Here is a 9,647-nt window from a genome sequence, read left to right on the forward strand (position 1 = left end):
TACAACCAGCTGCCATTCTTGCCGAGTTGCAAGCCCAGGCGCAGCGTCTGGACCAGCCTGGCCGGACTGCTGACCGCCCAGAACAACAGCGCCGCCAGGGCACCCGAAGCGCCTTGCGCCTTGACAAAAAAGGTGTTCTCGGCCTCCTGTTTTTCATAGCCCTCCATGGCCTGCACGGGGCGGTCCGGCGGGTTGATGGAGGCCGTGAACAAGGTGTGACCCAGCGCGCGCAGGCCTTGCACCTCGCGCAAAATAAAGGTGTGAGAAATGGCGGGGTAACGGCTGACCAGATAGGCCATGGCGGGCGGATGGGAGGGCATGATGGTGGGCGGTAAGACGCTATGGACTTGAAAAATTGGCAGGCTCAGTGCAGCGCGCGGGCCGGCACGCCGCCCACGATCTGTGCTGCGGCCACCGGCTTGGTGACCACGGCATTGGCGCCAACCACGGCATTGGCGCCAACGCTGGCACCTTTGAGCAGCGCGGCCCCCCGACCGATCCAGGCGCTGGCGCCAATGTCGATGGGCGCGCTGACATGGCCCGAGTGGCGAATGGACTCCTGACCCAGCGCGTGGTTGGCATCGCGGATGCTGGCGTATTCGCCCACCATGCAACCGTCGCCCAAGGTGACCCGCTCGAAAGCCACAATGTGCACCCCGCGCGACAGCACCACGTTGTCACCGATCGTGATCGCGCCAGCACCCTGGGTTTCCAGGTAAACGCCGGGGTAAATCAGGGCGTTGCGACCCAGCCGGATGTTGCGTGTGCCGTGTAACTCAAGGCGCCCCAGGATGACGTTGGAGGCGTCGATACGGTGGCCGCACGCCTCTTGCAGGCAGGACAGGCTCCACAGGCGCAGCGCTCGGTCGAAAACGACACGCTGGCACCAGGCCAGGGGCGCCAGCAGCAGGCTCAGCAGGGCTTTCATTTCTTGTAATCCACCAGGGCAAGCTCCGCCTGCCGGGCTTGAGCCTGGCGCCACTTGAGTTGCCCGAACAGGGCCGGAATTTTTTGGAAATGGGCGTGCAACGCGTAGCACGCGCACAAGCCCCATTGGCCTGGCGCCTTCCACTGGCAGCGCCGGACGGTGCGCGCCACAAACAGCAGTGCCAGCGCAACCATGGCCAGGGCCAGGTGCGGGCTCAGCCAAAGTGCGGCTATCCAGATGAATGGTGCCAGGATGAACACCACCGCATGGCGAAAATCACGCCGGGCTTCGTGCTGCCAGAGCACGTCGCCACGAAGTTTCATGCGCTGCGCCACTTCGGCATAGGCGATACCCGAGCGGTAAGCCCGCAACCAGTAAGCGCGAAAGGTGGTCACTGCCAGATCATGCAGGGTCATGGGCACATCGATGTGTTCAATTTCCCACTGCGCAGCGCGCAAACGGGCACACATTTCGGGCTCTTCACCGGCGTTCAGGGTCGGATCAAAGCCGTTCACGTCGGCCAGCGCGGCGCGGCGCACCAGCACGTCGCCACCAAAATAGAGCGTGCGCCCGGTGGGGTAAACCCAGTCCAGGTCGAGCACCCGGGTGTAGAGCGATTGCTCAGGCCTGGATTCACGCCGGTGCCCCCAGGCCGCGCAGAGCTTGGGCTCGTTCAGCGTGGCCAAGGCATGGGACACAAAGTCGGGATGGAGTTGGGTGTCGCCATCCAAAAACAAAATGAACTCGCCGCGTGCCGCTTGCCAACCCAGGTTGCGCGCCTTGGCCGCGTTGGGCTTGGCATCCGCCACCACCAGGGTCGTGGCGCCCAAAGCCCGGGCGCGGGCCACGCTGCCATCGGTCGAGCGCGAGTCCACATAAATCAGCTCGTACGTGATTTGGCCCCAGTGGGCCTGCACCACCGAATCCAGGCAGCGCAGCAGGCGTTCGCCTTCGTTGCGGCCAATCACCACCACCGAGACCAGTGTCAGAGCCAGCTGGTCTGGTGCAGAAGAATTGGGCCCGGATGCCTGGATATTCATTGGGCAGGCATGCTTGAGTGCTGCGGGCCGAATCACTGGTTGCCCAGTGTGTTCGCGGTCAGGCCGAACGTGAGGACCGAAATGGCTGGCGAGAGCTGGCGCATGACGTAGCCCAGGTCGGCCAGATTGCTGGTTGGCACAAACACCACGTCACCATCTTCCAGCGCAAAGTTGACCTTGCGGCTGACGTCCACCAGGTCTCTGAAGTCAATGATCTCGACACGGCCCGCACCAGCGCGGTAAATGCCGATTTTTTCGGGAGCGGCATTTTCAGTGGGCCCCCCCGACTGCGCCAGCGCATCGAGTACCGTCATGCGTGGAGTCAGGCGGTAGGCGCCCGGCTTGAGCACCGAGCCCATCACATAGACCGAGGTGTCTGACGAGTCGGGAATATAGACAATGTCGCCCTTTTTCATGCGCACGTTAAAGTCCGGATCGCCGCTCAGCAAGGCCTTGAGGTCAACCCAGATCAGCTTGTCGCGCCCGCGCATGATGGCGCATCGGGTCAGGGTGGCCTGTTTGTCCAGAATGGGCATGGCCCCGGCGCTGGCCAGCACTTCGGCGAGCGTGGGTGAATTGGCAAATTTCTGAATCCCGGCGCGCTCCACCCGACCCAGAACCGTGATCTGGTTGGAGGTGTATTCCTGCACCGCCAGGGTAGCGGCGGGCGCGCTGAAATATTGGCGCAGACCCTGATTGATGAGCGCCAGGGCATCCTCACGGGTCAGGTCATTGAGCGCGACATCACCCATGATCGGAATGGTGATCTTGCCGTCTGGCCCCACAGTGTGCACACCACTCACCTCAGCCCGGCCAAACACGTCGAGCTTGAGCACGTCGCCACTGCCGATCTTGTAGACCGGGTTAACCAGTTCTTCGAGCAGGGCCAGGTCTTCCTTGGACAACAACTTGGTCGCAGCCGCTTTTTCGACGGGCTTGAAACTGGGGTTTTGATCGTTCTGGCCCGCCTCCAGACGTGGCCAGCCGGCCGAACTGGCACAACCGGCCAAAAGGCCCAGCACACAAAGCAAAAGCGCCCCTGAAGACGCTTTATAAAGGAATCGTGATTTCATGGGCCAGAATATTAATGACCCCACAAAAAACAGCATGACAGAAGTGTGAACTCAAAGCTTCGGGGACGCCCGAGCCCGACTTCTGAAAGACTCAGCGCACGATCAAGGCAGGCACCTTGCAGCTGGCCAGCACGGTGGTCGCGACCGAGCCGACCATCAGGTTGACCAGGGCACTGTGGCCGTGTGAGCCCATCACCACGAGGTCAAATTTTTCAGTATCTGCCAGCTTGGCGATCAGCTCGCCCGCGTTACCGGTCTTCCAGATGCCTTTGGCCTTGACGCCGTGACGCTCCAGGAATTTATGGACGGGACTCAAGATGCGCTGGCCCTCATCAGCATAATATTTGGTGACCAGTTCCTTGCCCAAGGCACTGCGCGCCTGAGCTGGCAGCATCAGGTGGACGGTGAAGGCGGTGTATTCGTTTTTAGGCGAAAACAACTCGTGCGCAGCCAGATAGGCCAGCATCTTTTTGGTGTACGGGCTGCCGTCGACAGCGAGAAGAATCTTCATGCGGGAACTCCTTAAGCGGGGCACCAGTTTACCCAAGCGGTGAGGCTTTGTGTTGAATCCTGTCAAGAAAGAAGATCATGGAGAATGAGGCGGGGGCCGCCCCATTCACTGACTCAGGCTTTCAGGCGCTGCTCCAGCGTGGCTTTGGTCTCGATCAGTTCCTTGGGCAGATGGTAGGACAACTGCTCGAAATGGGCGGCGTGCAGTTTGAACTCCTCGGTCCAGGAAGCCTTGTCGATGCTGGTGACAGTGTCGAATTGCTCCATGCTGAAGGGCAGGCCGGTCCAGGTGAGCTCATCAAACAGGGGGGCGATGCCAAACATGGTCTCAACGCCCTGTGCCTTGCCCTCGAGGCGGTCAATCATCCACTTGAGCACGCGCATGTTGTCACCGTAACCAGGCCAGACAAATTTGCCGGCCTCGTTCTTGCGGAACCAGTTGACGCAGAAGATCTTGGGCAGGGTATGGCCGTGCTCTTCGAGCTTGTGCTCCATGTCGAGCCAATGCTGAAAGTAGTCGCTCATGTTGTAGCCACAGAACGGCAGCATGGCAAACGGATCACGGCGAACCACCCCCATCTGGCCAGCAGCCGCTGCGGTGGTCTCGGAACCCATGGTGGCCGCCATGTAGACGCCTTCCATCCAGTTGCGGGCTTCGGTGACCAGCGGCACCGTGGTGGAGCGCCGGCCGCCAAAGATGAAGGCATCAATGGCCACGCCCGCCGGGTTGTCCCACTCGGCGTCGAGCGCGGGATTGTTGCCCGCCGCCACGGTGAAGCGCGAGTTGGGGTGGGCCGCCTTGGCGCCGGTGGCTTTGGCGATCTCGGGGGTCCAGTCCTTGCCCTGCCAGTCAATCAGATGCGCGGGCAGGCCGCCACCGTCTTGCTCCATGCCTTCCCACCACACATCGCCGTCATCGGTCAGCGCAACATTGGTGAAGATCACGTTTTTGTCGAGACTGGCCATGCAGTTGGGGTTGGTGTGGAAATTGGTGCCCGGTGCCACACCAAAATAACCCGCCTCGGGGTTGATGGCGTACATCTTGCCGTCAGCGTGCGGCTTGATCCAGGCAATGTCGTCGCCAATGGTGGTCACCTTCCAGCCTTCAAAACCCGCGGGCGGCACCAGCATGGAGAAATTGGTCTTGCCGCAGGCGCTGGGGAAGGCGGCGGCCACATGGTATTTTTTGCCTTGCGGATTGGTCACACCCAAAATCAGCATGTGCTCGGCCAACCAGCCCTGGTCGCGGCCCATGTTGGAGGCAATGCGCAGCGCAAAACACTTTTTGCCGAGCAAGGCGTTGCCGCCGTAGCCCGAGCCGTAAGACCAGATTTCGCGGGTTTCAGGGAAGTGAACAATGTACTTGGTCGTGTTGCAGGGCCATGGCACATCAGGCTGACCTGCCGCCAGCGGTGCGCCCACGGTGTGCATGCAAGGCACAAACGCACCGTCGGCGCCGAGCACGTCATACACCGCCTTGCCCATGCGCGTCATGATTTTCTGGTTGACCGCCACATAGGGGCTGTCGGTGAGTTCGATGCCAATGTGGGAAATGTGCGAGCCCAGCGGGCCCATGCTGAACGGCACCACATACATGGTGCGGCCCTTCATGCAGCCGTCAAACAGCGGCTGCAGGGTGGCGCGCATCTCGGAGGGGGCCATCCAGTTGTTGGTGGGGCCGGCGTTTTCCTTGTGCTCGGAGCAGATGTAGGTGCGGTCTTCCACGCGCGCCACGTCAGTCGGATCGGAGCAGGCCAGAAAACTGTTGGGCCGCTTGGCGGGATTCAGTTTTTTGAAGGTGCCTGCATCAATCAGCTGCTGGCACAGGCGGGCGTACTCTTCATCGGAGCCATCACACCAGTAAATGCTGTCGGGCTTGGTGAGCGCGGCCATTTCGGCGACCCAGGCGATCAGTTTGGCGTTTTTGACATGGCTTGGCGCGTTGATATTCAGATTTGACATGGCGAACAGGTCCTCTCGATGTTTTAAAAAAATTCAGCGTTTTCGGCTTTTCCGGCACAACCAACCGAAAAAGGTAATTTTAGGGAAAGCCGCCATCAGTTACCTGACGGTTACATCAATAGTTGCAAGGTTATTGTTTCAAATCAGGAAAACCGGCCCTGAAGGCCATCAGGCCGAGGCGCGGCCCGAAGGCATCAATGCACCAGTTGCGCCTGCAGACCGGCCTGCTGCAGCGCCGCCAGCACCTCGGTGATGTGCTGCGGGCCACGGGTCTGAATGACCAGTTCGATCTCGACGTTTTGCGCTGCCAGCGTGGTGAAAGCCCGCTGGTGATGCACCTCGTTGATGTTGGCACCGGCATTGGCCACGGTGGCGGTGATCAGCGCCAGCGTGCCGGGCACGTCGCGCGCGCTCACCTTCAGGCGCGCCAGGCGGCCGGCGCGAACCATGCCGCGCTCGATGATGGCTGCCAGCAGCAGCGGGTCGATATTGCCGCCACACAGCACCACGCCCACCTTTTTGCCCCGGAACCGTTCAGGGTATTTCAGCAAAGCGGCCAACCCGGCGGCACCGGCGCCTTCGACCAGCGTCTTCTCGACCTCAAGCAGCATCACAATGGCCTGCTCGATGTCGCCCTCGTCGACCAGCACAATGTCGTTCACTTTGTCGCGAATGATGGCTTGCGGCAGCAGGCCGGGCGTGCCCACCGCAATGCCTTCGGCAATGCTGCTGTTGCCTTGCGGCAGGTGTGTGCCCTTGATGGCGTTGAACATGCCCGGAAAACGCGAGGCCTGCACGCCGATGATTTCAATACCGGGCTTGATGACCTTGGCTGCGCTGGCCATGCCGGCAATCAGGCCGCCGCCGCCAATCGCCACCACCAGCGTGTCGAGCTCGGGCACGTCGTCAAGCATCTCCAGCGCCACCGTGCCCTGGCCGGCCACGATGTCGGGGTCGTCATACGGGTGCACAAAGACCAGGTGTTGCTGTTCGGCCAGTTGCAGTGCGTGACCGCGCGCCTCATCGAGCGTGTCGCCGTGCAGCACAATTTCGGCGCCAAACCCGCGCGTGCGCTCGATCTTGACGCCCGGCGTAAAACGCGGCATCACAATCACCGCGCGAATCCCCAGGCGCTGCGCATGGTAGGCCACGCCCTGCGCGTGGTTGCCCGCGCTCATGGCAATCACGCCGCGGGCGCGCTCCCCGGCGTCGAGTTGCGACAGCTTGTTGCAGGCGCCGCGCTCCTTGAATGATGCCGTGAACTGCAGGTTCTCAAACTTCAGAAACACCTGCGCACCGGTGATGTCCGAGAGGGTTTTGGAGGCCACGCAAGGTGTGCGCAGCAGATGACCCTGCAGGCGCTGGGCGGCGGCTTGAATGTGGGTGAGTTCAATCATGGCCGCATTGTGCACGTCTTGCGCCGCCTTATCTGACGCGCGTGCCGAGCCACGCCGCCCCCACAATCAGCACGCCCGCCAGCGCCACCGGCCAGGTCAAGGCGCGGCCGCTGACCCACAGCAGCAGCGATGTGGACAGCAGCGGCGTCAGGTAGCTCAACAGGCCGATGTGGCGCGCGTCGCCGAGCTTGAGCGCCTTGTCCCACAAAAAGAAGGAGCCGCCCAGCGGCCCCAGTCCCATCAGGCCAATCAGCGCCCAGTCGCGCAGACTCAAGCTCACGCCGGGCTCCATCAAGGCATGGCACAGCAAGGCCAGCAGGCCCGAGATCCAGGCAAACGTGCCAATGGCGGCGGTGTCGAAATGCGGCACCCGCCGCGTCAGCAGTGAGTAGGTGGACCAGATGAAGGCCGCAACAGCGGCGGCCAGATAACCCAGGAGCCACTCGCCTTGAAGCCCGCCAGGCCTCTGGGCGTCCTCGTCGACGCCGGCAAGAATCACGATGACGGCACCGGCAAAACCAATCAGCCCGGCCAGAATATGCTGCCAGCGCATGACCAGCCCGGGCAGCAGCACCGGCGCCAGCACCACGATCAGCAGCGGCCACAGGTAATTGACCAGGTTGGCCTGCACAGGCGGCGCATTCTGCAGGCCGACAAAGAGCAGAAAGTGGTAGCCAAACAGGCCATAGATACCGAGCGCCAGGGTGGGCAGCGGCACCCGCCACGCCGCCAGCTTGAAGCCAGACAGCGGCAGCGCAATCAGCCCGCCAATCAGCAGCGACAGGCCGGTGAGCAGAAACGGCGGCACATGACTCAAGGCCACCCCGAGGCTGGCCAGGCTGCCCCACATGGCAATCGCGGCAAGCGCCAGCAGGTTGGCGCGCGCGTGAGGAAGGTGCTTCAAGGGCGCTGGTCGGTCGATGGCTTTTGCCACAGGTTGATGCCGCCCTCGACCGCGTGCTGGTCAATCGCCTTGAGCTCGTCCGCGCTGAAGTCCAGGTGCTTGAGCGCCCCGGCCAGCTCGGTGATTTGTGCGGCAGAACTGGCACCAATCAGGGCGCTGGTGACACGGGCATCGCGCAGCACCCAGGCGATGGCCATTTGCGCCAGGCTTTGGCCGCGGGCTTGCGCCATGTCGTTCAAGGCGCGCACATGCCTGAGGTTGGCATCGCTCAAAAAGTCGGGCTTGAAGGAGCCGCCGCCCGCCCGGTTGATGCGTGCATCCTGCGGAATGCCGTTGAGGTATTTATCGGTCAGCAGGCCCTGCGCCAGCGCGCTGAAGGCAATGCAGCCCATGCCGGTGTCAGCGAGCGCATCCAGCAATTCGTCCTCGACCCAGCGGTTCATCAGGCTGTAGGACGGTTGGTGAATGAGCGGGCGCACGCCCATGCTGTTGAGCAAAGCGGCGGCTTCGCGCGTTTTGTTGGCCGAATAGCTGCTGATGCCCACATACAGGGCCTTGCCCTGCTGCACCGCGCTGGCCAAAGCGCCCATGGTTTCCTCGAGCGGCGTGTCGGGATCAAAACGGTGCGAATAAAAGATGTCGACATACTCCAGCCCCATGCGCTGCAGGCTTTGGTCGAGGCTGGCCAGCACATATTTGCGCGAGCCGCCGCCCGAGCCGTAGGGGCCGGGCCACATGTCCCAGCCGGCTTTGCTGGAAATGATGAGCTGATCGCGGTAGGGCTTGAAGTCGCGCTTCAGGTGCGCGCCAAAATTGGTCTCGGCGCTGCCGTAGGGCGGCCCGTAGTTGTTGGCCAGGTCAAAGTGCGTGATGCCGAGGTCGAACGCGGTGCGCAGCATTTCGCGCTGACTGGCCAGCGGTGTGGCATCGCCAAAGTTGTGCCACAGGCCAAGGGAAATGGCGGGCAGCTTGAGACCGCTTTTGCCACAAAAACGGTAAGGCATGGCGTTGTAACGCGCAGGACTGGCTTGGTAGGTCATGGGGGCGATGGTGATGGGCAGACCGGCATGCTAGCACCTGCACCGTCACGCCAGGGCAGCCTCCCGTTTGATGAGGTCGGCGGCTTTTTCGGCAATCATGATCACCGGCGCATTGGTGTTGCCGCTCACAATGCTCGGCATGATGGAGGCATCGACCACGCGCAAACCCTGCAGGCCATACACACGCAACTCGGCATCGACCACATCCATCTCACCCGGCCCCATGCGGCAGCTGCCTGCCGGGTGGTAAATGGTGTCGGCCAGGTTGCGGATGGCCTGCTCGATCTCGGCATCGGTTTGCGCCATGGCGGTGGCGGCCAGCTCGCGCCCGCCGAATTGGGCCAGCGCCGGCTGCTGCAGGATGTTGCGCATCGCCTTGAAGCCACGCACCATGCGCGCCATGTCGTCTGGCTCATTCAAAAAAGCCGGATCCACCAGCGGCGCCGCTGTGGCATCCTTGCTGGCCAGGCGCACGCTGCCGCGGCTGAGCGGTCGCAACAGGCACACATGGCAGGAAAACCCGTGGCCGAACGTGGTGGTGCGGCCATGGTTGATGAGCTTGCCGATCACAAAATGCAGTTGCAGGTCGGGCAGCGCCTCTGCCGGATCGCTCTTGATGAAGCCGCCAGCTTCGGCAAAATTGGTGGTCAGCATGCCGCTGCGCGACTTGCGCCACTCAAAAAGTCCCTTGAGCACGCGCAAAGCGCCTCCCGGCGAGATGCCAAACAAATCCTTGCCCCGGGGCGCATCGACCACCTGGACCATGTCGATATGGTCATGCAAATGCTGGCCC

Annotated in this window: 10 protein-coding genes; all 10 read right to left on the reverse strand. The window is 62.3% G+C overall.

Annotated elements, in window-relative coordinates; translation table 11 throughout:
• A partial coding sequence (locus GPS82_RS11700; RefSeq protein ID WP_296494869.1) for a hypothetical protein occupies positions 1-320 on the reverse strand: 320 nt, incomplete at its 3' end.
• 44 nt (positions 321-364) lie between these two features.
• Positions 365-928 carry an acyltransferase gene (locus GPS82_RS11705; RefSeq protein WP_296494872.1) on the reverse strand — a complete coding sequence of 188 codons (564 nt, stop codon included), beginning with the start codon at positions 926-928 and terminating at the stop codon, positions 365-367.
• On the reverse strand, positions 925-1,968 hold the full coding sequence (locus GPS82_RS11710; protein WP_296494875.1) for a glycosyltransferase family A protein: 1,044 nt from the start codon (positions 1,966-1,968) through the stop codon (positions 925-927). Before GPS82_RS11710 ends, GPS82_RS11705 begins: the two co-directional genes overlap by 4 nt.
• A 32-nt stretch (positions 1,969-2,000) precedes the next feature.
• Positions 2,001-3,041, reverse strand: a complete 1,041-nt coding sequence (locus GPS82_RS11715) for an SLBB domain-containing protein (protein ID WP_296494878.1) — start codon at positions 3,039-3,041, stop codon at positions 2,001-2,003.
• 91 nt (positions 3,042-3,132) lie between these two features.
• Complete coding sequence (locus GPS82_RS11720) at positions 3,133-3,552, reverse strand: universal stress protein (protein ID WP_296494881.1); 420 nt, start codon at positions 3,550-3,552, stop codon at positions 3,133-3,135.
• A gap of 113 nt (positions 3,553-3,665) precedes the next feature.
• Entirely contained in the window at positions 3,666-5,513 is a 1,848-nt protein-coding gene (locus GPS82_RS11725) for a phosphoenolpyruvate carboxykinase (GTP) (protein ID WP_296494883.1), read from the reverse strand.
• Positions 5,514-5,707: 194 nt separating this feature from the next.
• Positions 5,708-6,910 (reverse strand): threonine ammonia-lyase, encoded by a 1,203-nt coding sequence (locus GPS82_RS11730; protein WP_296494886.1) that lies wholly within the window; start codon positions 6,908-6,910, stop codon positions 5,708-5,710.
• Between the two features lie 28 nt (positions 6,911-6,938).
• Positions 6,939-7,814: a DMT family transporter gene (locus GPS82_RS11735; protein WP_296494889.1), complete on the reverse strand. Its 876-nt coding sequence runs from the start codon at positions 7,812-7,814 to the stop codon at positions 6,939-6,941.
• Entirely contained in the window at positions 7,811-8,854 is a 1,044-nt protein-coding gene (gene mgrA, locus GPS82_RS11740; protein WP_296494893.1) for an L-glyceraldehyde 3-phosphate reductase, read from the reverse strand. The genes GPS82_RS11735 and mgrA overlap by 4 nt, the downstream gene beginning before the upstream one ends.
• Before the next feature lie 45 nt (positions 8,855-8,899).
• Positions 8,900-9,647: GMC oxidoreductase (locus GPS82_RS11745; RefSeq protein ID WP_296494896.1), on the reverse strand; the 748-nt coding region annotated here is incomplete at its 5' end.

Origin of the sequence: Rhodoferax sp. (assembly GCF_011391645.1) — a bacterium.
Classification (GTDB): domain Bacteria; phylum Pseudomonadota; class Gammaproteobacteria; order Burkholderiales; family Burkholderiaceae_C; genus Rhodoferax.